Here is a 23,257-nt window from a genome sequence, read left to right on the forward strand (position 1 = left end):
ACAGTAGTAGTTATCGTATGTGCTTGCTCGTTTCAATGAAATTATTTCATGAACGAGTAAGCTTTTTCTACCTTCAAAAATAAATTTTTGGGCGCTCCTCCACCGTTACCGCTTCCATTTCATAGTCCCTACAAAAAATAACGATGCCTATGGCGGGCTACGCCTACGCAGCCAAGCGTCCACTGCTATTAACGAATCAATACTTGTAATGCTTATGCAGCATAGTTTACAGCTTTTCTTAGTGCCATTTGCCCTTGTCCCCAAGTCCTCTTTCCCATACCCAATTCACTCTAGTCTTTGATAATTGCTCAGTGTAAAAACGTAGTATCCTACATATTGGTATCTAAAAATAAGTCCAAAATTATGAGGAGAAACCCGATAGCATTACTACTTAGCGGAGTGATTGTCAGCTTTGGACTGTCATCATTGTTAGCTCAAGCACAACAAAAGGTTTCTGATGCCCAAGTCGCGGCAATGGTAGAGGCGCTACGACTAGCTGCACCGCAGACCGGCACCGCAAATGATGGACTTTACAGTGAATGGCAAGTTAAACCAGAAACCTTAAAAGGCTGGTCAAAATATTGTCTTAAAAAAGAACTAACACCAACGCAGTTTGAAAATAGTCCCGCGAAGGCACGCCAAGTTGTATCTTGCATCACGCGCCGTGAGTTTAACAAGCAATTTATCGCCAGCAGTAATAATGAAACCGCTGCTGTGCGTGGCGTCGGTTGCTGGTGGATGACTGGCAGCTATACAGGCTGCAACAGTGGATTTACTGCTACATATCTTCAAAAAGTTGTGGGTTTTTACCAGCAGCAGCGTTCAAAACCAGCAACTACTCCATAGATATAGCAGTTGCCAGGTAAATTAGGACATAATGACAAGCGTAAATCTCAGGAATAGCAAGGTTTTTACCTCCTGCCTTCTCCCTTGGCGCTAGCCTCTCCCTTTGGGAGAAGGGGAGACGCTAAAAGCGATCTGCCTCCTGCCTCCTGCTATATCACCAAATTAATCGCCGCGATGTGGCAATAAAAATATGAGTGGAAAGTAATTTAGAGACGTAGAAGTGCTATGTCTCTACAAAAATTATGGATAACGCATATTTAATTTCACCAAATATCTAATGATTAAGCGATCGCAATTAAGGAAAATCAACCTCTATGCGTCTATGTTGACTTTAATACAGAGTTTTAGCTTTAACCCAACCGTATTGAGTTATATCTAAACAAGGGATTGTTTGAACTTTGTCAATCTTGTTAAAATGCATCGATGTCAAAAAAGCAACATTTATTAAACAAAAAACCCGGTTGGTCTTTGGATGAGCGAGATCCAAAGTTCATAGAATCTCTGATGCCGCTGTTTGGCTTTTTGTATCAGTACTATTTCCAAGTTCAAACTAGTGGCTGGGATAATATTCCACCCCAGCAAAAAGTCTTATTTGTTGGTTCGCACAATGGTGGACTCGCAACCCCTGATATGGTAATGATGATGTACGACTGGTTCCGAAGATTTGGTGTAGAAAAACCAGTTTATGGTTTGATGCATCCTAAGGTTTGGCAAGTTAGCACGCCACTAGCGCAATTAGTCGCCAAAGCTGGAGCAATCATTGCTCATCCAAAAATGGCTTACGCTGCCTTACGCTCTGGAGCGAGTCTGCTAGTTTATCCCGGTGGAGCCGAAGATATCTTCCGACCGAATTATTTACGTAACAAAATTTACTTGGCAGGGCGACAAGGATTTATCAAGTTAGCGTTACGGGAAAATGTGCCGATTGTGCCTGTGATTTCTTGGGGCGCTCACGATACACTCATTATCATCGCTGACTTCTACAAAGTTGTACAGCAACTCCACGAGTGGGGAATGCCTTGGCTATTAGGTATCGACCCAGAAGTTTTTCCAATTTATCTCGGACTGCCTTGGGGATTAGCAATTGGCCCATTACCCAATATTCCATTGCCTGTGCCCATATATACGCGGGTTTGTCCGCCAATTATATTTGAACGCTACGGTCGTGAAGCAGCTAGCGATCGCCATTATGTCAATGAATGTTATGAATTAGTTGTTAGTCAAATGCAACAAGAGTTAGATAACTTAATAAAGCTAACTGCTCAGACCAATTCTCTTTAAATAGTTATGAGTTAGAAGTTTTGAATCTTTAATTTATCACTCCTAACTCCTAACTCCTAACTCTTTTCCTAGCCGCCGCTGACTGGTGGAATTAACACAACTTCATCCCCATCTTGTAGTGGGGTATCTGGTTCGACAAATATCAAATTAATCCCAAAACGGGTTATATCGCGCCATTGTGACAGTTCAGGGTGTTCAGCTATGAGGCGATCGCATACTGCTTTGACTGGCATACTATTAGGAAATTCCAACACTAGTTCCGAAACTCTAAAGGCTTCTTGATAAGCAGCGAACAATTTGACGGTAACGGTGATTACAGATTTAGACATAAAACATACTTTGGCAGTACGAGCAAGTGTTTTAATTATTTGCCAATAATGTAAACAAATATTCAACATAACTTATGTATGTTTTGGTTCTCCACCCTTGTGCGTCAAACAAATTTTAGTATACGCTGTTAGGACTTGCTTTAAGGGTACTCCTACGCAGAAGCAAGCTACGCGGTAGCAACTCTTAGAGATGCTATGCCGTTGGCGTACCCTTGCAAGTTTTGCCGACAAGCCTCTCGTAGCACTTTGTAGAAGCAAGTTACGCATACGTCTCCCTTTGTCAGAAGAGAAGGCTTTACGCTCCGCTATCGTCAATCTAAAATTGCAAATCTAAAATCCCAAATTGTTTGACTATTCAGCATTGAGGATTTTTGGTACTTTGAAAAATTCGCCTTCCTGTTCGGGCGCACTGTTGAGAATACTTTCCCGGTCAGGATAGGGTTGCAATTCATCCTCTCGTGTGATATTGCTGACATCAATTGCGCGTGTTGTTGGCAGCACATTACTGACATCAAGTTCATTCAATTGTTCGATATAGTCCAGAATACTTCCCAGCTGGGAAGTGAATTGTTCCTCTTCTTCGGGAGTCAATTCTAAACGAGCAAGATTGGCTACTTTGTGAACTTGTTCTTGGTCAATCATAAATTGTCATTTGTCACTTGTACTGAGTTTCGGCTGCGCTCAACTACCGCGTAGTTGTTGGCGCAGCCTCTCGTAGAGAAGTATTGGTCATTGGTCATTAGTCCTTAGCAAATGACAAAGAACTAATGACTAATGACTAAAAGAATACGTCAATTTGCGATCGCCCGGTGGTTTTCAGCCAGTTTTGAGCTTCGATGTAGTTATTGGGAGCCATGCGAATAGCACGAATCCAATAGTCTGCTGCTTGGTCAAAAAGTGCTTCGCCAGCCTCGTCATCTCCAGCTTCTTTTTCTTTTTCGCCTTGGTGGTGATAAATCACAGCGATGTTATTCAAGGCTTGGGGCATACGTGGGTTCAACTCAATTGCCTGGTGATATAGTTCTAAAGCCTTGTTGTGGTCGCCATTGCTGGCATAGATTAGCCCCATATTGTAGAAAATATAGCCGCGATCGCTGGTATCTTCCTCTAGTGTTAGAGCTTCTTCATAGTATTCCAATGCCTCGGCATATTCCCCTTCCGCTTGGGCCGACATACCATCTCGATAATAAACAAACGCTTCTTTAGCTTTTTTGTTGGTTGGCAGAATCTTCAGAATGATATCCGCCATCACAGTAAAGGATTTGTCAATAAAATTATCGTTCTTTTGTGTTCTTGGCATATTTCTCTCTGGGTATTGGGCATTGGGCACTTGTACTGAGCGAAGTCGAAGTATTGGCATTGGGCGGGAAAACACTTTCTTTATCCTTTTGTCTCCCTTGTCCCCTCATCTCCCCAATCCCTTAGTTCACTCAATAGTTAATTTAACTGATTTGCGGGCGCGTTCTTCTCACTGAGGGGTACGATACATTCTGAACTATTATGTCGAGAGTTGTTTACCAAGGTGCTAACTGGATATGCAATCATTGCTGGCGCTGGATAAGGACGCAATAGCTGCTGTATGGTTTGAGCCGTTTGCACTTGGGAATCTAGCCATAAATCGTAATCTTGTGGCTCCAGAATTACTGGCATCCGCTCGTGGATGGGTTGGAGTAATTCGTTAGCTGCCGTTGTCAAAATTGTACAAGAAATTATTTCTTCGTTAGCAGGCGATCGCCATCTCTCCCACAAACCTGCAAAACCGAAGGGTTGCCCATATTGGAGACGAAAATAAAATGGCTGCTTCTTACCTTGTTGGCGTTGCCACTCATAAAAGCCATCAGCTAGCACTAAACAGCGTCTGTGCTTAAAAGCTGAACGAAAAGCAGGTTTTTCGGCAACAGTTTCTGCCCTAGCATTAATCAGCTTTGCTCCCATTCCTGCATCTTTTGCCCATGACGGAATTAATCCCCAATGCAACTGCTTAAATTCTCGCTTTTTGTTTTCGGGATTTTGTAACACTGTCGCCACCATTTGCGTAGGCGCAATGTTATATTCCGCTGCCAAATCGGGAACTGACTCGACATGGAAAATTTCAGACAATCCTTCTGCCGACTGGTTTAGAGTAAATCTTCCACACATAGTTTTATTTTCGACCATTAACTAAATTAAACATCTCAATCTAGAAATAAATTAATATTTTTTTTTATTTTCTCGAATAATTTCCTGTAGTACGTTCAGATACTAAATACAAAAAAAATATCCGGTTTTGGGAAAATCTTTTGGTAAAATATTGTATTTTGAACCTTTACTTCTCAACATATTCCTAACTGTATTTTAACATGGAACTACTGCATCTGTACGATTTTTTACCTTCTGGTCATGGTTATAAGATACGTCTTTTATTGACACAACTAGGTATGCCTTTTGAGAGGATAGAGCTTAACATCTTGAAAGGCGAGACTCGAACACCAGAATTTTTAAGTAAAAATCCTAACGGTAAGATACCCGTTCTGGAAATCGAGCCAGGAAAATATTTGGCAGAATCAAATGCCATATTGGTTTATCTGAGTGAAGGTACAGAGTTTTTACCTTATGACCGCTTTTTACGAGCGCAGGTACTGCAATGGTTATGTTTTGAACAATATAGCCATGAGCCTTTTATTGCTACATCAAGATTTTGGATTTCTATTTTAGGTAAAACTGAAGAATATAGTGAAGCTATCAAACAAAAACGCGAACCAGGCTATGCAGCACTTAACTTGATGGATAAACACTTAACTTCTCAAGATTTTTTTGTGGGAGAACGTTATACGATTGCAGATATTGCCTTGTTTGCTTATACTCATGTAGCTGATGAAGGTGGGTTTGATTTAACAAAATATCCTGCTATTCAAGCTTGGATAGAAAGAGTCAAAACTCAACCAAGGTATATCAGTATTACAGAGGCATAAAAATTAGATTTTGCAAGTTCCTATCTCTCCTTTCTTGTCTCTAGTAGAGAATGTCCTGAGTGGAATGTAGCTCATATTCAGAAAGCAGCAAAATCTTCAAAAAAGGTATTATTAAGCAGCAGTTAGGTATTCGGATCGATTTCCATCAGCTTTTGCCGAGAGGAGAAACCTGACTTAATTCTGATATGAGACTTGGGTACATCAAATTTATCTGCTAGTAGTTTAATTAACTCTTCGTTAGCCTTTCCATCAACTGGGGGCGATTTTAAATAGACAGTCAGACTACCATCAGGTTGTTCTTCAATTTTTTGCTGTTTTGAATTAGGTTTAACCTTGACTTTTTTTTGCATAACTTATTTTGTGTAATTGTCGCAGCCATAACCAGCCTAAAACAGAACCCAATACATAATGAGGAAAATCCCACCAAACAAAGGTCGTACCAAGTAACAATTTACCTATCAAGGTGGCGCGAATTTGCTCTAATAGTGGCGGATGCCAAAGTTGCAAGAATTCTAGTATACAGGTGATGACAAAAACCCATATAGGAATTTGGATTACCGCTGCCCGACTTCTGAAAAACAAAAATCCGAACAGACACCAAAATATTTCGTAAAATACAGCTGCTCCGTAGTCATTAAACCAGTGATGGGCAGGCCCATTATAATACTTAAACAAAAATCCCATCGGTACAACGATGAGTATAGAAATAAGAATCAATATTGTTTGGTTACGGTATCGAAGCATTTTCTATAGACTAGAGACTAAGCAAAATTTTAGCAGCGCAATGACTATAAGTCTCGGCTGGGAAATAGGGAAGAAAATATAAGTAAGATTTGGTTAGGGTTTGAATCCACATTCAACTTTTCAAGAGTCCCCAATTGACGCGCTCTGGTTTGGCTTCAGTCCCCTTTCCATCCTACATAGGCTATTGCTCCAAATACAGAGTTGGGATTTATCGATCAATAGGGAAGCAATATATGACTAAATATTCATATTTATCATCCCACAGCTTGGTGCATGAGTTTTTACCTGAAATTAGTACTTTTCTATTACTTTCGTTAGTACACAATCTGAAACATGTGTTTGAGATTGGCTTTTGCCCATCCACATTTGTTTAGATGGTTTTTGTGAGTATGCGTAGACTAGCAAAAACTACAGAGATCGCTAATTTCCAAAAAATTATATAAAATTTATGTAAAGCTCAAGTGTTATTAAGCATAAAAGTCTTCTGGGTATACATCAATTTTACTTATCTATTCAAAAAATTATTTCTTTAATATATAAATGTTTTTTTGTAATTAAACAGAAGAATTCTTTAACAAAAAAAATGATATCGAAACCTAACTTAATGACAAACTCCATCAAGCTAAAAAACTAGCAACATTAACCAAATAAATCAGTAGATTTTAAAAAATATTTAATTTAAGGTTTACAAACATATATAAATGTATTATGAATTCTACCTGTTAAGTATTTTGAAGATTTGGTAAAGAAGTTTATGTAGCCTTGTACTTCATGATAATTAAATAATTACAGCATGGGTTTAAAAAGTTGGAAAATAATCAAAATATTTGACCTAATTACTTAATTATTTGCGTAATCAATTAATGGATTATCAGGAAATAAATTATCTTATTTTGTAGCGTAGGCGTTTTGCTCGCAACTATGGGCTGGCTTTTAGGGTCAGCCCACAGTAAGTAGTTGAATATTTTTTCTTGAGAAGTTCCTAACTAAATAGTTAATGTTTTTTAACATGAGATTACGCAAATGACAAGTAATCTACATTGAACCGATCAATAGTTCTTTGATTGATGCTGAACTTACATATTTAGTGAGAAATTTAGGAGAGATAATATGGCTTTCGGTACTACAAATGCTGACACGATAAATGGGAGTTCGGGAAATGATACCATAGTTGGTTGGGCTAGTGGTGGTAACGCCAATACTGCCTCCGGTAACGATATCTTGAATGGCTTGGCTGGTAACGATTCCCTCGCAGGTGGCACGGCGAACGACAGTCTTAGTGGTGGAGATGGCAATGATACACTTGATGGGGGTACAGGAAACGATACTCTAAAAGGTGGTGCAGGCAGTGATACTTTCAAAGGCAGTCAGGGTAACGACAACATTGATGGTGGAGATGGCATTGATACCGCAGACTACAGTCAACTAGGTCAAACCATTACCTTATCAGGTGTTGGAACCATTAAAAAAGGTGGGGGATTGGAAAAAGACCTACTCTTTAAAGTAGAAAAGGTGATTGCTAATGCTAATGTTGCCAACAACACCATCGATGCATCTCAATCTTTGCCTGGTGTATTTATCACCGTTAACCTACAAACCCAAAGTTTAGCTGCCAATAACGTTCCTGGCTTGGGAACATTGTCATTTACCGCAGTCAACTTTGATAATGTCATCGGCACAAATGGAAATGACACCATTACTGGTGACAATCAAAATAACCAATTATCCGGTAATAATGGCAATGACACACTTGATGGGGGTACAGGAAACGACACTCTAAAAGGTGATGCAGGCAGTGACACCTTCAAAGGCAGTCAGGGTAACGACAACATTGATGGTGGAGATGGCTTTGATACCGCAGACTACAGTCAACTAGGTCAAACCATTACCTTATCAGGTGTTGGAACCATTCAAAAAGCTGGGGGATTGGGACAAGACCTACTCTTTAAAGTAGAAAGGGTGATTGCTAATCCTAATGTTGCCAACAACACCATCGATGCATCCCAATCTTTGCCTGGGGTATCTATCGCCGTTAACCTCCAAAGCCGAAGTTTGACTGCCAATAACGTTCCTGGTTTGGGAACATTGTCATTTACCGCAGTCAACTTTGATAATGTCATCGGCACAAATGCAAATGACAACATTGTTGGCGATAACCAAAATAATCAATTATCCGGTAATAATGGCGATGACACACTGAATGGGGGCATAGGAAATGATACTTTAAGAGGTGGTGCAGGTGACGATAGTTACTTTGTTGACACTACTCTTGATATCATTACAGAGGCTGCAAATTCAGGCATAGATACCGTCCGGTCTTCTGTAAGCTACACATTAGGAGCCAATCTGGAGAACCTGAGACTGAGAGAAGGTGGCAACCTTACCGGGATAGGTAACAGTCTTAACAACTTTCTTTTTGGTAATACTTCTAATAACACTCTAAATGCAAGAGCAGGCGATGATACGCTAGACGGTAGTAATGGCGATGATATCCTCAATGGTGAGGACGGCAATGATAGCCTACAAGGCGGGCCGGGCAACGAAATACTCAATGGGGGAGCTGGAAATGATATCCTTATCGGTACTTTTCCTGGTAGTCCGTTTCCCCCTGGATTAGGGGAAACTGATACCTTAACTGGCGGGGCTGGAGCAGATAGATTTATCCTGGGGGACGCTGAAAATGTTTTCTACGACGATAACAACATTATGAATCCTGGTTTTGGAGACTTGGCTGTTATTACTGACTTCAACTCTAGCCAAGACCGAATTGAACTCAACGGATTTTCACAGGATTACCGCTTGCAAGTTGTTGGAAGCAACACACGAATATTCTTAGACAAACCCGGAGCAGAGCAAGATGAGATCATTGGTATTGTGCAGGGGGTAGTAGGTCTCACACTTGATAGTGACAGCTTCACTTTTGTATGAGCGGAAAAATACTGGATAAAGTACAAACAATACATTCGCCAGCCCTGAAGGGTTATCTTGCCTGAAGATGGCGGAACTTTCTTTGGTAGCAGTTCTAATCCTGATTTTTCTTATATAGGAGTCAGTTTTGCATAAAAATATTGTCAACTTAAGAAAGTACTAATATCAGAGGCAGATTCAAGGATACTTTTCCTCTTGGCTAGGAGAACGCGGCTGCGTGTTCTCCTTTATCCGACATGAGAATATTTACAAGCCAGTACTTATATCCAGGAGCAACACATCTTAATTCTTTCTAATTGATTAGCGTTCTAAAATTATCTTGATAATTGCAATTTTGGGTAAATGATAATCAAAACTAATCACCTAGACAAATTGAATCGTCAATAGTTGCAATCAAACCGATGAAATCCCTCAAAAGTCCCTCATCCAGCTTTTCTAATTCCCAAGCACCAGAACAAACTCCTCAATTGGCCTATAGACCGTTTGGCGGCCAAACTCAGAAAGCATCTTTTACGCCCGTGACACAAACGGACGTAGAGAATGAAGCTTTTGCAGAAGAAAAGATGGAAGTAACTGAATTGGAATTACAAGCCAAGCATCGGACGATTACGCCAGAGGGACAAGAACGGCTGACTGTATTGCAAGCTAAGATGGAGCGATCGCTGAATTCTCGACTGGAAAAAGCAACTCGATTTGGTCATAACTTTGCCAATATTCCAGTTAAAAGACCAGATACACCAACACCAATTCAGGCAAAACTGACGATTGGAGAGCCTGGAGATAAGTACGAGCAAGAAGCTGACCAAACAGCGCGTCAGGTGATGCAAAGAATTCATCAGCCACAAAGTGGGAAACTTCAGCGAGAAGAATTACCTGGTGAAGAAGATGAATTGCAAATGATGAAACCAGAGGGCAGTATTCAGCGCGAGGAACTGCTAGAAGAAGAAGTACAAATGAAATCTTTGGGAGAAACTGCCTCGCTGCAACGGGAGGAACTATCAGAAGAAGAATTGCAAATGAAGTCGCTTGGTACTTCATCCCAGAGAGTGAATGAGGTAAAATCCCCAAGCCAACCACTTGGACATGACATCAGTCGAATATCACTGCGGCGTCCACAAACAAAACTGACAGTTAACGAGCCTGGAGACATTTATGAACGGGAGGCTGATAGCGTCGCTCAGTTGGTGATGCAGAGGATGAGCGAACCTATACAGTCTATCCAACGGGAGGCACTACCAGAAGAAGACCAATTACAAATGAAATCCCTGGCGGATTCCATTACTCCTTTGGTGCAGCGTCAGGGTGGAGGAAGAACAGCAGCAACATCTGAGCTAGAAACTTCTATCCAACAAGCACGTGGAAATGGGCAGCCGCTTGCAGATGATATTAAGCACCCAATGGAGCAAGCATTTGGGGCTGATTTTGGTGGTGTCCGGGTTCATACTGATGCTCAATCTAATCGTTTAAATGAATCTATACAAGCTCGTGCTTTTACCACAGGACAAGATGTGTTCTTCCGTCAGGGCGAATACTCTCCTGGAAGTGATGCAGGCAAAGAATTACTGGCTCATGAGTTGACGCACGTTGTCCAGCAGAATGGCAGTGCAGTGCAGCCGAAATCTCTTCATGTAGCACCAAAAGAAAATAAACTCCAGACAAAAGTGCCGACAACATCTGCGGGGCATGGGCTAGCTATCCAACTGCGAGAGAATTTCCAAAAACCAACTGATGAAGACAACCAAAAAAATTTAGAATCCAAAACTGATACGAAAAACGGCGAACAGCAAAATCAGGCTACGACAGAAAAACACCAAGCTATCCCCACACCCCCAGATGATGGTGGGAACGCGGCAACAGATCCACCTCCGGCAAAAAAGGTTGGTGCAGTAGCAACTCAGAAACAGGTTGAGGTTGGGGGGAATCAACCAAAAGAGGCTGAGTCAAAAGATACCAAAGTTAATGCAGAAAAGGTCGATTCTCAACAGCAAGCTCAAAGCAAAGGAGCAGATGTAGGTAAGGGAGCCGCAGATTTATCTGGAGGAAACGCAGGGAAAGCGATCGCAGCATTACCAGGAACAAATGTAGCCATTACAGCAGATGATGGTAAAAAAGCTCCCACTTCCCCTGAAGATGACCCAGGATTTCAAGCGGTAGTCGGCACAACCAAAGAGGTTGCGGGACACGAGAAAAAACACCCACCTGCCAATAGCAAAGCCCAAGAAGCCCAAGCAGCAGCCCAACCCCCAGGTAATGAAGTAGACAGCAAAGCGCAAGCCAATCAAGTTGGACAGATGCAACAAGCCCCAACACCAGGATTTGACGCTGCCGCCTTCAAAGCCAAATTGATGGAGCGCATTGCTGATATGGCTCCCAAGAACTTGGAAGAGGCGGACAACTTTAAAAATAACAATAAACTGGACTCTGTTAAAGGCGATTTGAGCGGTCAGGTTAAAGAAGAACAGAAAAGCTCTCAGGGTCAGCTAGAAGAGAAAACTAAAGAAAAACCTGATGCTAGTGGGATTGAGGCTAAACAAGTAACACCACTGCCCAAGAATGAGCCAGGGACACCGCCAACAGGCGTTGATGCAGATAAAGCTGCACCCAAATCTAAGGGACAAGCTGAAGTCGAGGCACCACTGCAAGATGACAGTAAAAAACTTGACCAGCAGATGAAAGAGGCGGATATTACTGAGGAGCAATTGGCAAACTCCAATGAACCGGAGTTTCAAGGGGCACTCGCAGCCAAGAAAGATGCCCAAACCAATGCACAAGAAGCGCCGCCACAATATCGCCAACAAGAGCAAGGCATACTCGCAAACGCTCAAGCTACGGCAGAAGCTACAGCCCAGCAGCATTTGCAAGCAATGCACGGTATCCGTACTCAAAACCTGGGTCAGGTAACAGAACACCAGGTGGGAGCCAAGGGTAAGGATGAGCAAGCACGGGCAAAAGTAGCTGGTGATATTAATAAGATTTATGACAAGACCAAAGGCAAAGTTGAGAAAACCCTCGGTGAACTAGACGGGCAAGTTATACAAGCCTTTGATGCTGGTGCTGCTGACGCCAAAAAAGCCTTCGAGGATTACGTTGGCAAGCGTATGGACGATTATAAGAGCGATCGCTACAGTGGCTTTTGGGGGCCAGCAAAATGGCTGAAAGACAAATTGTTTGGTATGCCCTCAGAGGTGAACGCTTTCTATCAAGAAGGTCGCCAGCTTTACATCAATCAGATGGATGGTGTCATTAACAAAGTTGTCGCCATTATCAGTAAAGGACTAACCCAAGCCAAAGCAGAAATTGCCAGTGGTAAGCAGGAAATTCAGAATTATATTAGCCAACTACCGCAAGACTTAAAAGGAGTCGGTCAACAAGCCGCCGCAGACATTGATAGCAAATTTGAAGAATTGCAACAAAGTGTTGACGATAAGCAAAATGAGCTTATTGACACCCTAGCCCAGAAGTACAAAGAAAACCTGGAAGGTGTTGATGCCCGCATTGAAGAGATGAAGGCAGCAAATAAAGGTTTTATTCAAAAAGCTTTCGACTTCATCGTGGGAGTCATTAAGACGATAATTGAACTGACCAAAATGCTTTTGCAAGTGCTAGCGCGAGTTGCTGGCGTCGTTGGGCAAATCCTCAAAGACCCGATTGGTTTCTTGACTAATTTGATCCAGGCGGTGAAACAAGGCTTCCTCAACTTCATGAATAATATCGGGAAGCACCTCCAGCAAGGATTAATCGGCTGGCTGACTGGTACTATGGCAGAAACTGGTATTGAAATGCCAGAAAACTTCGATCTCAAAGGGATCTTTAGCCTAGCAATGCAGCTTTTGGGCTTCACTTATGAAGCAATTCGCGCCCAAGCTGTGAAACGATTGGGTGAAGAAAAGGTCAGTCGATTGGAACAAACTGTTGATGTATTTCAAGTCTTAGCCAGTGAGGGAGTGGCTGGGATTTGGCAGTTTGTCCAAGAGAAGATGGGCGACCTCAACGCCTTGGTAATCGAACCCATCAAGAATTTTATTATTGAAAAAGTGATTACCGCTGGGATTGAGTGGATTCTCAGCCTGTTGACCCCAGCTTCAGCCTTCATCAAAGCTGCGAAGGCGATTTATGAGATTGTCAAATTCTTTATTGAACGCGCCCAGCAGATTGCCGATTTAATTAATGCGATACTGGATGCCATTGGTGCGATCGCTAGTGGTGCGATCGACCAAGCAATCAAGGGCGTAGAAAATGCCCTAGCTAAATCTTTACCAGTCGTCATCAGTTTCCTAGCAAGTCTTTTGGGTTTAGATGGAATTGCCGGCAAGATTCAAGGAATATTCAAGAAGCTGCATAAACCGATGGAAAAAGCAGTTGATTGGGTAATTGATAAAGGTGCAAAGGCGTTTAAGAAAGTTGGTAACAAGGTTAAGAATAGCAAGTTTGGTAAGAAGGCTGGAGAACTGAAAGATTCGGCGAAGGAAAAATATAAAGCTGGTAAGCAGTGGGTTGAGGATAAGAAGGAAGCTGGTCAGAATTGGATTAATGATAAGAAAGCAGTAGCCGAACAGTGGGTTAATGATAAGAAAAATGGTGTTAGTAACAAGTTCAAAAATAGCAAGTTCGGCAAGAAGGTAGGAGCCGTTACAGAATCAGCCAAGGATAAATACAAAGCTGGTAAGCAGTGGGTTGAGGATAAGAAAGCCACTGCTCATAATTGGGTTGAAAATAAGAAGAAGGCAGTGAAAGATAAATATACAAAGACAGTAAACAAAGGGAAAGAAAAAGTAGCTGCACTTATTGAATGGTGGAAAGCGAAGAAGCAGTTTAAAGCTCAAGATGGTGAGATGCACACTCTCTTCTTTAAAGGTAAAGGGGAAAAAAGTAAATTATTTATAGCATCAGACCCAATAGAGATAAGTAAATTTTTAAAGAAAAAAAATGAAGAAATTAATAATATTACTGATGAGAATAATCAAAAAGAACAAAATCAAGCTTTACAACAAGCTGAACAATTGAATAACAACATAGAAACCCAAAAAGATGCTTTAGTCAAAGCTAATGAAGGAAAACCAGCAACCAAAAAAGAAAAAGCATATGATACCAATCAAAAGTTATATAACGATTTGAATCAAAATATAAGTAAAATGGCAGAAATTCTTAAGAACTTATTTGTTCTTACGCACCCAGAATTTCCACCATCTATTATGCCCTCATTTTCAGATAATGTAAAAGCTGAGAGTATCAAAGCAGAATTTATAAGAAAGGACAGTTTCCCTCCAGGGCAAGACTCCAACAAACATGGAGGCAATCTAGCTGGCTGGGATGCGCTTCAGGCAAAAGGTATGACAAAGAATGCTGCATGGGTAAAAATGCACTTGTTAACAGAGCAACTAGGTGGAATGGCAACTGATTCTAATTTGACACCTGGTAGAACTCAAACAAATAGCAAATTTTATAGAACTACGGAGAAGCCAGCAATAGATGCGGTGAATAAAGGGCAGATGATATGGTACAAAGTTGATATTACTTACTACAGTTCTCCTAATGAGCATTATATAAGTAACGTTAAAGCAACTTGGGGTGAGTACCAAATCAGTAAAGCAAACAAGTGGGAAGAAAAACCAGCATCTCCTCAAAAGTTTGAAGAATCTCCTCAACCGCCAGATTTTACCCAAACTATCGCAGTTGACTTAAATTCTTCAGATGGTCGCTCACAGATAGAAAAGATAATTGGAGTACGTCAATCATTTGCTAGGAAAATTGTCCTTGTAAGAAATGCAGATGGTTCATTTAAAGATTTAGCAGATTTCAATTTAAAAATGAACGCTAAGAGAACTAGAGGGGACGCTACAAAATTTGAGGAAGATATGAAAAAAGTCAATGATGCCCATAGTAATAAAAAATTAAAATTCGGTGAATAAATCAGTGACAATAATTACCTACAACTAGTAATTTAGCAATTAGCGAAAGCAAGGAGTAAAAGTCATGAAAGGCTATCGAGAAAAATTTTTAGGTATGTTTGAAGATATCAAAAGTTGCTCAAAAATTGATATTATCGCTATAAATGCAGAAATTCCTACATGTAGCCAAAATGAAATTAATTTTAAATTCGGTGAGATAGAGGATTTTTTAAGATACAAGTTAGATGAGAAACTTAAAGATTGCCTGTTTCTATCTGATGAAATTTCTTTGTACTGGGGTTATGAATTGGAAGAAGATGAGTATGAGAACGGAGGGGAGTTTAGATTAAGTAGCCTTTCCCATATTTTTACTTTCAGTAAACCTGAATTGTGGTATGAAGAAATGGAAGAAGAAGAAAAAGAGTTTTATAAAAAATTAATTCCTTTTGACGATCATCCTAATACAGGTGACGGAGTGATGGGCGTTTTTAAAACAGAAAATGGGATAGCTTCTCCAGAAATATGGCTTTATGATAGCAACGGTATATGCCACAAAATGGATTTAGACTATCCAGGTTATTTGGATCATCTTTTAGAAACAAAAGGTTTTTACGGGTGGCAATATTTATTTTGTGAAATTGATTTGTCAGATTACTACTTTGCTTCGGTACAAAGTCAATTAGAAACAATGTTGAAAGTACTACCTAAATTGTTTCCGAATAATGACTACAAAGAATATTTTGATAGATATGAAAATCTAAACAAGCAAAATAACTAGATTAGAAATTTGAAGTTTTACAGATAAAAAAGCAAAAAAAATTTGCATGCATATATTACAGAAAATGAGAGGACAGACTGAAAATCATCAAATAAACATCGACTTAACCCTACACGACTCCTCCCAAACCCCCCTCACAGTTCACGCGATCGCTCTATCCCTCACCAAACAAAACAACGAACTCATCAAGTGTCGCCTCACCTTCCAAGTAAACCCACAACTCTATCAACGCATCGATACTGCCGCCTTATTCAATCTCAAACCAGATGCGCGTAACTCCCTATTATCTGGCAAATTTCTCAGCGAACCAGACATTACTATCGAAGTCAGCCTGAAACCAGATTTATTATCACTACTAGCAGAACACGCCGTCAATATTGATGAAACGGCAAAATATATCCTGAATTTAAGCCAAGAACAACCCGATAACCAAATCCTCTTCACCGAAAGTTGGTTGGGTTTATCTGTTAAACAGCAACAAGAATCAGGCGAAATCGGCTATTGTACTCTTTGGTCTTATATTAGTCCAGAAAATATTGCTCAAGCAAGCGTTTCCGGTGAAGGAATTGCTGAAGGTATTGTCAACTTTTTTAAAGATTGGACTGAGGCTAATTTATCTGTAAAAACTCAGAAAGCATCTGCCAAAATGCCAGAAGTAATCGATAAATTTTTGACAGAATTAGCTGATATTAACACAGATGAGATAACACAAAAAATAGAGGCAATGCCCTCAGATTCTACAGATGGTAGTCTTTTTGAAGAAATAATCAATTTTTTTCAAGCTGATGATTGGCCCTTTGTACAACTTTTAGGACAGCCAGCTTTACAAATATCGTTCCAAGGCGAAAATGGCAAATGGAATTGTTACGCTAGAACCAGAAGTGAACAAAATCAATTCGTTTTTTATTCAATTTGTCCAGTCAATTCACCAGAAAATAAGCGGCTGGCTGTAGCAGAGTTTATCACTAGAGCTAATTCTGGCATGATTATCGGCAATTTTGAGCTAGATTTTACCGATGGCGAAATTAGTTACAAAACCAGCATTGATGTCGAAGGTGACAGACTCAGTTTTGCACTCATTCAAAGGGTGGTTTACGCCAATGTGACGATGATGGATGAATACCTGCCAGGGATTATGTCTGTGATTTATGGTAATGTCTCACCAGAAGAAGCGATCGCTAATATTGAAAGGTAGTTAATCAGCCCTTATTCGTAATGATACCGACAAGCTAAAAAATCAATCTGAGTGTTTCCCACCCTATATACAAGCCGATGTTCTAAATCAATTCGCCGCGACCAAATATCTGCATCCATATATTTTAATGGTTCTGGTTTACTAATACCCTCAAATGGGTCTTGCATTACAGGCGTAACCAAATCTAATATTTTCGATGCTTTCTGAAAATCCTGCTTAAACCACCAAGTTAAATCTTTTTTAAATTGAGAACTAAAACCAAGACTGCGATTCACAATAACTGGTTTAATTTCAATGGGTTCAGCTTTCTTTTTCTTCTTCTTGCTCAATCCCCAACTCCTGCTGAAGTTCTGCTAGCGTTTGAGATTGGATGTTACCTGTTTTCGACTCCTCTATTGCATCCAGTAAACGACGCGCATTAGCAGGCGATCGCAAAAGATAAACCGTCTCAAGTAAACTCACTAAATCTGATTCAGCAATCAAGGCTACATTTTCACCATCACGACGGTTGATCATATACACCTGATGATTTTCTACCACCAGCTCTAATAACTTAAAAAAGTCATTTCTCGCATCGGTTGGGGATGTGATTTTGTAAAACAACATTAGTTAATGTACATAAAGTTGTACATAAATTATAAACTATGCGGTTTGTGGGTAGTTGAATATTTCTTTTTTGCTACTCCCTAAACAGAAGTCATAGTAACAATTGCCACTATGACTTCTGCTGCGGTTGAGTATTTCTGAATCTTGATTTACATTCCCAACTAAACCTTTGCTTCCAAAGATTTGAGTAACTCGGTATTCACGCCTGATTCACGAGTTAGGGCAATTTTGCCTGTGCGGGCGATTTCTTTCAAACCAAATTTTTGTAATACTTGCACGATCGCTACCAGTTTACCTGGATCTCCCACAACTTCTAAGGTGAGAGAATCTTCCGCCACATCAACGACTCGCGCCCGGAAAATCTGAGACAATTCGATCACTTCTGAGCGATTGCTGGTACTAGCATTCACCTTCAAAAGCATCAATTCCCTCTCAACACAAGGGGTTTCGGTAATATCCTGGACTTTTAGGACATTGACTAACTTGTACAGTTGCTTAGTGAGTTGCTCGATCACGCGATCGTCACCAGGGACAACCATTGTAATTCGGGAGACTCCTCCTTGTTCAGCAGGGCCAACAGCAAGGCTTTCAATATTGAAGCCGCGACGCGCAAATAAACCAGAAATGCGGGAAAGAACACCCGCCTCATCTTCTACAAGAACTGAAAGGGTATGTTTCATCTTCGCCAACAGAGGCTAGAGCAGGAATTGAGTAACGCAGACACTAGCACAGGGCAACGCTAGACCTACTACCGCACTAAATTTTCAGTGCGACCTCTTATTGTAAACTTAACCGTTGCACTCATTGCATTCTCAATCGAGAAATTGTCTGGAAATCATACCGCAAGCAGTAATTTCATTGAATGAATATCTTTTTATTGGCAGATGCGGCATTTTTGTAAAGCTTTTATACTCAGATTTGATAAGCCGCTAATAGGAGAAAAGTTTTTATGGGTTGGTTACAAAGATTGTTTGGCATGGAAAAACCTCAAAATGCCGAAGTAAATCCGGCTCCACAGGCTACAGAGCAAGCTTCTAGTAATTTTGCTACTGCTACGCAATCGATACCCCCAGAACGTCTGGGATTAAACGGAGAATATGACCAAAGTGGTTTGGCAAAGCGGGTAGCGTTGGCATTTGATGAAGACCCCCAACTTGACGATGTTAATACCCTTTGGGTGGCTCAGACAGGTAGCACTGTAGTGTTGAAAGGTAAAGTCCCCAGTCAAGAAATTCTCAACAAAATGGTTTCTGTGGCGCGTTCTGTAAGTGGTGCTACAGATGTTGACACTAACCAAGCGACGATTGGCTAGTTACTGCTGATGCGATCGCACCCCCATTGCATAATATTTAGGGAACAACCTATGGTAGGCGATGCCTGCGGCGGGCTTCTTTACGAGAGGCTACGCCAACGCCTACGCCAATCCATCTCTCAATCCAATCTAAAATCGCTTGGTTGACTTGTTCTGGACATTCATCATGGGGACAATGCCCTACATCCTCCAGATTTAGCAGTTCCAACTTCTCGTTATATTGGGCAAATTGGCTAGCTAGTGCTGGCGGAACAAATCGGTCTTTTTGTCCCCAAACTAAAAGCATGGGAATTGTTAAGGTTGGTAATACTGTCTTGACACTAGGACTAAAGTTAATTCCGATCGCAGCTTTGAACAAAGCACTAAACGCCCTCGCAGAACCCCGATCTTGGGGAGGCCCTGCTAAAATTTCGATGAGTTCATCGGTAATCGCCTCTGGGTTAGCGTAGGCAAGACTAGCCCAGCGACGTAGCACGCTAGGACGGCGCACGAAGTTAAATACAGGTTTAAGTATCAACGGCGAAGCAACAACATTTTTGATTGCTGTGACGAGTGGGCGCAACACAGGAGGAATTGCTTCTTGTTCTAATGACGGGTCGGGTAAACTCATCATCACCATACCCAGCACCATATCGGGGTGAGTGGCGGCGGCGGCCATAGATATTAGTGAACCGTTGGAATTGCCTATTAATATTGCTGGTTGACGGATAAATGTTTTCCAGAAATCGTAAACTTGTTCAACCCAGAGTTCGATGCTGTAATTAGCTGCGGCTTTTTCAGAAGCGCCAAAACCCAACATATCTATAGCGTAAACTGTGTGATGCTCGCTCAACACCTCTAAATTATGTCGCCAATGACCAATGGAAGCACCAAAGCCATGTAACAGAATTAGCGGTGTTGTATTGGGGTGACTTTGGCGAGGGCGAATGTAAGTGTAGCGGGTTTGCCAGCCACGCCAAATCCAATCTCTTTGATTACCAACCCGTTCCTGCCAGTGTAGCGTAGTGGTCACACTTACCTCCGATTTATCAGCACTGAAATACCATTATAAGAATTAGGGATTGGGCGTTAGGAGTGCTGAGTCCTGAGTCCTGAGTGCTGAGTCCTGAGTTAGGAGTTAGGAGTTAGGAGTTAGGAGTTAAGAGTTAGGAGTTAGGAGTTTTGTTTGTCTCCTTTTCCCCTCATCTCCCTCATCTCCGTCACTCCCTCATCCCCCTTGTCCCCTCATCCTCCTATTTACCTAACAAATTGAGGCATAATTTCGGCTGCGGTGAATATTCCATAGATGCCGCGTTGGTGCAATTGTCTACCAGCTTTGAGATAGCCGAAAGCAGGGCCGCAGACATTTGCTGCCATGCTGGTTTCATCTCCGAGAGTAAATGTATGGGTAGAAATCTTTCCTTCAAAGGTACGTCCTGTTACCTTAACATTGGTGCTGAGAGGCTTTTTGGGATTGCGGGTATCGACTACACCACCAACTGTAACGCGATCGCGCCCTACTATCCCGGCTACTTCTAACATCACATCATCAGCGTGTTCCATATTTTTCAAGGTCAGCACGCCATTAGTTTTATCTAGTAGTGCTTCTACTTCCGCATCAGTCATCGCCCTAGCAGCTTCTACTGTATAACCAGGCATGTGGCCAATGTCTTCCCGAACAGTTGCGCGGTAAGCTTCCCAGTTAGCAATTCCCACCCCAAAGGTAATTTCAACTTGATGAATTTCGGCATAGCTTTGGGCGGCTAAAGCTGCTGCTGCTGTTAATAGTCCAGGGGTAGCACCACAGCCTGTCATGTAGGTAATCCCGGCGGCTTGCAGTTCGTCTTTCATCGCTAGGAGTTGTTCTACAGCAGTGGTGCGTTTGATTGCATCTACTAGTACCCCACGCCAACCAGATTTGATAAATTCCTTGGCGACATTGGGAATAAAATCATTTGGCAGGTTGGGTAAAGCCAAAAAATACCCATCTACTTGAGCTATTTCGATTAAATCCTGAATACTTTGATTGGTTAATGTACCAATTGGCTCTAAATAACCCACCGAACCTTGGGACTGATAGGTTGCAATAGATTTTTCAGTATTTAAACCGTCAGCAGCATAAGCGTAACCTTTTTGATCTGCTGCTGCGACTAAAATCATTTCTCGTTTGCCAGCAACTACCTTAGCGGCTGCTTGTCCGAGTCCGCCGAAACCCAGTACTCCCACACGTATCGCTGGCGAAATATTTAGAGAATTTTTGATTTGTTCAGAATTCATAGTCAATTCGTTAAGTTGAATCAAAAGCCTTGATTATTCGGCATCTCAGCTTCCGGCTGGTAACTGGTGGCTGATGGCTGATAACTCAAAGCTATAGAGATTAATTATGATTCATTATCCTGGGTTCTTTGGCTGGATATTGCAGATATTTATCTACTAGCGATCGCTTTTGAGTTTTTTGACTGAGAATATACCAGATTTAAAGCAACGGCCGCAACTGGCAACCCAGAAGAAGGCTTCAGCAGACTAGCTAAACTTGATGTTCTGACAGAATAGAGTTTCTGGCACGATGATGCAACCACTCACCGAGGCGATCGCTTAAAGTTGTATGAAGTTGTTAAGCATTCTGAGTATTATGAAGCGTATTTGCACTACAGTTAATATTTTTACAATAACTTCATTATCTGCTTTTATATTTGCTAGCACCACTAATCTATTGCTAGTGCAGACAGTCATAGCTCAACCACTACAGACAAAAAAGCCAGTCAATCAACCAATACCATTCAACTCAAAAGTACGAATATATCCTGCAAATAATAGCTTACCAGCAAGCCATTTGATGACGATTGAAAGCGTTATCAAAAAGTCTAGTAAGATGCAAATCACAGAAGCAAAACTTACAACATACGAAGAATTTGCAGCTAAAACAGGACAGTACAAATCATCGATTTCTAACAATCGAATGGTGTGGATAGTGACTGGTTTTGTTCAAGGTGAGTTGAGAATGGCTAAAGGTAGAAGTGTCTGTACTGATAACGCTAAAATTGTGGAATTAACGGATGCAGAAACTGGCGATTCTTTTGGTAGAACTATTTACTGTCCTCCAAACAACCAGATAAATTTTATGTAGTAAAGTTGACTTATAAATCAAAACAAGTTCTCTTCAGGAGATTGATTTTCATGACATATATCTCCCCAAAAGCTCTCACATTTGAAGATTTTCTCTCCCAATACCAAGACAATCCCCGCTATGAATTAGCAGACGGAGAATTAATTGACATGGAACCCACTGGGCCCCATGAAACGGTGAGTGGCAAACTTGCAACCCAAATTGGCATCTACCTTGTTGCAGAACAACTCCCCTGGTTTATTCCTCGCACTTGTTTAATTTACCCTTTTGCAGATACAGCTACAGTTCGTCGTCCTGATATTGTGGTTCTTGATGAAACCGTTCTCGATCGCGAACCTCTTTGGCAGCGAGAACCCGTAATTACTTTTGGACGCTCAATTAAATTGGTGGTGGAAGTTGTTAGCACTAACTGGGAAACTGACTATGCAAGAAAGGTTGAAGAATATGCACTTTTAGGCATCCCTGAATATTGGATTGTCGATTATCGAGGATTGGGTGGCCTAGCATTTATTGGGAAACCTAAACAACCTACATTCACCGTTTGTCAATTAGTTGAAGACAGTTATAGTCAACAACAATACCGACTCAACCAATTAATCAACTCGCTACTTTTGCCTGGGATTCAACTTCGCTTGGATGACATTCTGCCTCGTTAAGTGTAGGCATAGTTATGAATATAGTAATTTTGACAGCATTAAACCGTAATTATGCTGGGGCGTAGGTCTAGCCCGTCGTAGACATCGCTTCATTATAGGACTTACGCAAAACATCTCTCAAACTCTGATTTCTCCGTGTCCTCTGCGCCTCTGCGGTTCGTTATTCCGTAACTTGTGCGTAAGTCCTACATTATTTATAGTGATGACACCTTTGCTTGTCAGCAGTAATTTTAACGCTCATAAATTTCTAATGGTAAATTATCTGGGTCTTTAAAGAAAGTAAATTTCTTACCTGTAATTTCATCAATTCTGATATTTTCTACCTCTAACCCTTTTGATTTTAAATAAAAAACAGTCTCCTCTACATTATCAACTTGAAAAGCAAGATGTCTTAAACCACAAGACTCTGGTTTACTAGGCCGTTCTGGAGGATTTGGGAAAGAGAATAGTTCGATTTGAGTATTTTCTGCAACTTTTAAATCTAATTTATAAGAATTTCTGGCGGCGCGAAAAGTTTCTTGAATAATCGAAAAGCCTAAAACTTCTACATAAAATTTTTTTGAGCGCTCATAGTCAGAACAAATAATCGCTACATGATGAATGCCAGTAGTTTTCATTGGAGTTTTGCTTTTTTTAG

Annotated in this window: 22 protein-coding genes; 10 read left to right on the forward strand and 12 right to left on the reverse strand. The window is 41.1% G+C overall.

Annotated features, from left to right (window positions below):
- Nucleotides 1–363: 363 nt before the first annotated feature.
- Together V7K45_RS18665 and V7K45_RS18670 are read left to right on the forward strand one after the other, a co-directional pair.
- Entirely contained in the window at nt 364–846 is a 483-nt protein-coding gene (locus V7K45_RS18665; protein ID WP_335005945.1) for a hypothetical protein, read from the forward strand.
- Nucleotides 847–1,269: 423 nt separating this feature from the next.
- Nucleotides 1,270–2,127 (forward strand): lysophospholipid acyltransferase family protein, encoded by an 858-nt coding sequence (locus V7K45_RS18670; protein WP_335005947.1) that lies wholly within the window; start codon nt 1,270–1,272, stop codon nt 2,125–2,127.
- A 68-nt stretch (nt 2,128–2,195) separates the two neighbouring features.
- Here the strand turns inward: V7K45_RS18670 and V7K45_RS18675 are convergent, their stop codons facing one another.
- From V7K45_RS18675 to V7K45_RS18690, 4 genes are all read right to left on the reverse strand, one after another.
- A complete protein-coding gene (locus V7K45_RS18675; protein ID WP_335005949.1) occupies nt 2,196–2,456 on the reverse strand; it encodes a MoaD/ThiS family protein in 261 nt (86 codons plus the stop codon).
- A 351-nt stretch (nt 2,457–2,807) separates the two neighbouring features.
- Nucleotides 2,808–3,098, reverse strand: a complete 291-nt coding sequence (gatC, locus tag V7K45_RS18680; RefSeq protein WP_104905377.1) for an Asp-tRNA(Asn)/Glu-tRNA(Gln) amidotransferase subunit GatC — start codon at nt 3,096–3,098, stop codon at nt 2,808–2,810.
- 136 nt (nt 3,099–3,234) lie between these two features.
- A complete protein-coding gene (locus V7K45_RS18685) occupies nt 3,235–3,756 on the reverse strand; it encodes a photosystem I assembly protein Ycf3 (RefSeq protein ID WP_335005953.1) in 522 nt (173 codons plus the stop codon).
- Between the two features lie 137 nt (nt 3,757–3,893).
- On the reverse strand, nt 3,894–4,595 hold the full coding sequence (locus V7K45_RS18690; protein WP_335005955.1) for an SOS response-associated peptidase: 702 nt from the start codon (nt 4,593–4,595) through the stop codon (nt 3,894–3,896).
- A 200-nt stretch (nt 4,596–4,795) separates the two neighbouring features.
- On the opposite strand from V7K45_RS18690, the gene V7K45_RS18695 reads away from it, so the two are divergent.
- A complete protein-coding gene (locus V7K45_RS18695; RefSeq protein WP_335005957.1) occupies nt 4,796–5,407 on the forward strand; it encodes a glutathione S-transferase family protein in 612 nt (203 codons plus the stop codon).
- Nucleotides 5,408–5,529: 122 nt separating this feature from the next.
- On the opposite strand, the gene V7K45_RS18700 is transcribed toward V7K45_RS18695, so the two are convergent.
- Nucleotides 5,530–5,757: a DUF167 domain-containing protein gene (locus tag V7K45_RS18700; protein WP_322670473.1), complete on the reverse strand. Its 228-nt coding sequence runs from the start codon at nt 5,755–5,757 to the stop codon at nt 5,530–5,532.
- Entirely contained in the window at nt 5,735–6,151 is a 417-nt protein-coding gene (locus tag V7K45_RS18705) for a ribosomal maturation YjgA family protein (protein WP_335005960.1), read from the reverse strand. The genes V7K45_RS18700 and V7K45_RS18705 overlap by 23 nt, the downstream gene beginning before the upstream one ends.
- A 1,110-nt stretch (nt 6,152–7,261) precedes the next feature.
- On the opposite strand from V7K45_RS18705, the gene V7K45_RS18710 reads away from it, so the two are divergent.
- The 4 genes from V7K45_RS18710 to V7K45_RS18725 all read left to right on the forward strand — a co-directional run bounded on the left by V7K45_RS18710 (nt 7,262) and on the right by V7K45_RS18725 (nt 16,940).
- Entirely contained in the window at nt 7,262–9,079 is a 1,818-nt protein-coding gene (locus V7K45_RS18710) for a calcium-binding protein (protein WP_335005962.1), read from the forward strand.
- Between the two features lie 401 nt (nt 9,080–9,480).
- Nucleotides 9,481–14,988, forward strand: a complete 5,508-nt coding sequence (locus V7K45_RS18715; RefSeq protein ID WP_335005965.1) for an eCIS core domain-containing protein — start codon at nt 9,481–9,483, stop codon at nt 14,986–14,988.
- Nucleotides 14,989–15,052: 64 nt separating this feature from the next.
- Nucleotides 15,053–15,745, forward strand: coding sequence for a hypothetical protein (locus tag V7K45_RS18720; protein ID WP_335005967.1), 693 nt, complete (start codon nt 15,053–15,055; stop codon nt 15,743–15,745).
- A gap of 46 nt (nt 15,746–15,791) precedes the next feature.
- Complete coding sequence (locus V7K45_RS18725; protein ID WP_335005969.1) at nt 15,792–16,940, forward strand: YbjN domain-containing protein; 1,149 nt, start codon at nt 15,792–15,794, stop codon at nt 16,938–16,940.
- An 11-nt stretch (nt 16,941–16,951) separates the two neighbouring features.
- Here the strand turns inward: V7K45_RS18725 and V7K45_RS18730 are convergent, their stop codons facing one another.
- From V7K45_RS18730 to ilvN, 3 genes are all read right to left on the reverse strand, one after another.
- Nucleotides 16,952–17,269, reverse strand: coding sequence for a Txe/YoeB family addiction module toxin (locus V7K45_RS18730; protein ID WP_335005972.1), 318 nt, complete (start codon nt 17,267–17,269; stop codon nt 16,952–16,954).
- Nucleotides 17,241–17,546 carry a type II toxin-antitoxin system Phd/YefM family antitoxin gene (locus V7K45_RS18735; protein ID WP_335005975.1) on the reverse strand — a complete coding sequence of 102 codons (306 nt, stop codon included), beginning with the start codon at nt 17,544–17,546 and terminating at the stop codon, nt 17,241–17,243. Before V7K45_RS18735 ends, V7K45_RS18730 begins: the two co-directional genes overlap by 29 nt.
- Nucleotides 17,547–17,707: 161 nt before the next feature.
- Nucleotides 17,708–18,226 carry an acetolactate synthase small subunit gene (ilvN, locus tag V7K45_RS18740; RefSeq protein ID WP_322670465.1) on the reverse strand — a complete coding sequence of 173 codons (519 nt, stop codon included), beginning with the start codon at nt 18,224–18,226 and terminating at the stop codon, nt 17,708–17,710.
- 269 nt (nt 18,227–18,495) lie between these two features.
- Here ilvN and V7K45_RS18745 point away from each other — a divergent pair, with 269 nt between their 5' ends.
- Nucleotides 18,496–18,858 carry a BON domain-containing protein gene (locus V7K45_RS18745; RefSeq protein ID WP_335005978.1) on the forward strand — a complete coding sequence of 121 codons (363 nt, stop codon included), beginning with the start codon at nt 18,496–18,498 and terminating at the stop codon, nt 18,856–18,858.
- Between the two features lie 49 nt (nt 18,859–18,907).
- On the opposite strand, the gene V7K45_RS18750 is transcribed toward V7K45_RS18745, so the two are convergent.
- Nucleotides 18,908–19,870, reverse strand: a complete 963-nt coding sequence (locus V7K45_RS18750) for an alpha/beta fold hydrolase (protein WP_335005980.1) — start codon at nt 19,868–19,870, stop codon at nt 18,908–18,910.
- 224 nt (nt 19,871–20,094) lie between these two features.
- The gene (bioU, locus tag V7K45_RS18755; protein WP_335005982.1) at nt 20,095–21,114 is read right to left on the reverse strand and encodes a (S)-8-amino-7-oxononanoate synthase BioU; all 1,020 of its coding nucleotides are present in this window, start codon (nt 21,112–21,114) and stop codon (nt 20,095–20,097) included.
- 355 nt (nt 21,115–21,469) lie between these two features.
- Here bioU and V7K45_RS18760 point away from each other — a divergent pair, with 355 nt between their 5' ends.
- Together V7K45_RS18760 and V7K45_RS18765 are read left to right on the forward strand one after the other, a co-directional pair.
- Nucleotides 21,470–21,964, forward strand: a complete 495-nt coding sequence (locus V7K45_RS18760; protein WP_335005984.1) for a hypothetical protein — start codon at nt 21,470–21,472, stop codon at nt 21,962–21,964.
- A 50-nt stretch (nt 21,965–22,014) separates the two neighbouring features.
- On the forward strand, nt 22,015–22,620 hold the full coding sequence (locus tag V7K45_RS18765; RefSeq protein WP_335005986.1) for a Uma2 family endonuclease: 606 nt from the start codon (nt 22,015–22,017) through the stop codon (nt 22,618–22,620).
- Between the two features lie 230 nt (nt 22,621–22,850).
- On the opposite strand, the gene gloA2 is transcribed toward V7K45_RS18765, so the two are convergent.
- Nucleotides 22,851–23,237: an SMU1112c/YaeR family gloxylase I-like metalloprotein gene (gene gloA2, locus V7K45_RS18770; RefSeq protein WP_335005988.1), complete on the reverse strand. Its 387-nt coding sequence runs from the start codon at nt 23,235–23,237 to the stop codon at nt 22,851–22,853.
- Between the last annotated feature and the right edge of the window lie 20 nt (nt 23,238–23,257).

The organism is Nostoc sp. (assembly GCF_036917375.1).
Taxonomy (GTDB): Bacteria; Cyanobacteriota; Cyanobacteriia; order Cyanobacteriales; family Nostocaceae; genus Nostoc.